Origin of the sequence: Enterobacter sp. RIT637 (genome assembly GCF_019718755.1) — a bacterium.
GTDB lineage: Bacteria > Pseudomonadota > Gammaproteobacteria > Enterobacterales > Enterobacteriaceae > Enterobacter.
This window is the reverse complement of the sequence record NZ_JAIHAZ010000036.1, coordinates 1-1,452: the sequence shown is the minus strand read 5'-3', so window position 1 is coordinate 1,452 and position 1,452 is coordinate 1. Positions and strand designations below refer to the sequence as shown.

The 1,452-nt window shown below is 52.8% G+C and carries 1 rRNA gene; it reads right to left on the bottom strand.

What is annotated here, in order from left to right:
• Positions 1–1,452, bottom strand: a 23S ribosomal RNA gene (locus K5E19_RS22940); the annotation flags it as partial.

The following is a 1,452-nucleotide window of genomic DNA, read 5'->3' as shown; positions in this document are numbered from 1 at the left end:
AGACAGCCTGGCCATCATTACGCCATTCGTGCAGGTCGGAACTTACCCGACAAGGAATTTCGCTACCTTAGGACCGTTATAGTTACGGCCGCCGTTTACCGGGGCTTCGATCAAGAGCTTCGCGTTACCGCTAACCCCATCAATTAACCTTCCGGCACCGGGCAGGCGTCACACCGTATACGTCCACTTTCGTGTTTGCACAGTGCTGTGTTTTTAATAAACAGTTGCAGCCAGCTGGTATCTTCGACTGATTTCAGCTCCACCCGCAGGGGCTTCACCTACATATCAGCGTGCCTTCTCCCGAAGTTACGGCACCATTTTGCCTAGTTCCTTCACCCGAGTTCTCTCAAGCGCCTTGGTATTCTCTACCTGACCACCTGTGTCGGTTTGGGGTACGATTTGATGTTACCTGATGCTTAGAGGCTTTTCCTGGAAGCAGGGCATTTGTTACTTCAGCACCGTAGTGCCTCGTCATCACACCTCAGCGTTAAAAGAAGTCCGGATTTACCTAAACTTCCCGCCTACATGCTTAAACCGGGACAACCGTCGCCCGGCTAACATAGCCTTCTCCGTCCCCCCTTCGCAGTAACACCAAGTACAGGAATATTAACCTGTTTCCCATCGACTACGCCTTTCGGCCTCGCCTTAGGGGTCGACTCACCCTGCCCCGATTAACGTTGGACAGGAACCCTTGGTCTTCCGGCGTGCGGGCTTTTCACCCGCATTATCGTTACTTATGTCAGCATTCGCACTTCTGATACCTCCAGCACCCCTCACAGGACACCTTCAACGGCTTACAGAACGCTCCCCTACCCAACAACGCATAAGCGTCGCTGCCGCAGCTTCGGTGCATGGTTTAGCCCCGTTACATCTTCCGCGCAGGCCGACTCGACCAGTGAGCTATTACGCTTTCTTTAAATGATGGCTGCTTCTAAGCCAACATCCTGGCTGTCTGTGCCTTCCCACATCGTTTCCCACTTAACCATGACTTTGGGACCTTAGCTGGCGGTCTGGGTTGTTTCCCTCTTCACGACGGACGTTAGCACCCGCCGTGTGTCTCCCGTGATAACATTCTTCGGTATTCGTAGTTTGCATCGGGTTGGTAAGCCGGGATGGCCCCCTAGCCGAAACAGTGCTCTACCCCCGAAGATGAGTTCACGAGGCGCTACCTAAATAGCTTTCGGGGAGAACCAGCTATCTCCCGGTTTGATTGGCCTTTCACCCCCAGCCACAAGTCATCCGCTAATTTTTCAACATTAGTCGGTTCGGTCCTCCAGTTAGTGTTACCCAACCTTCAACCTGCCCATGGCTAGATCACCGGGTTTCGGGTCTATACCCTGCAACTTAACGCCCAGTTAAGACTCGGTTTCCCTTCGGCTCCCCTATACGGTTAACCTTGCTACAGAATATAAGTCGCTGACCCATTATACAAAAGGTACGCAGTCACACCAC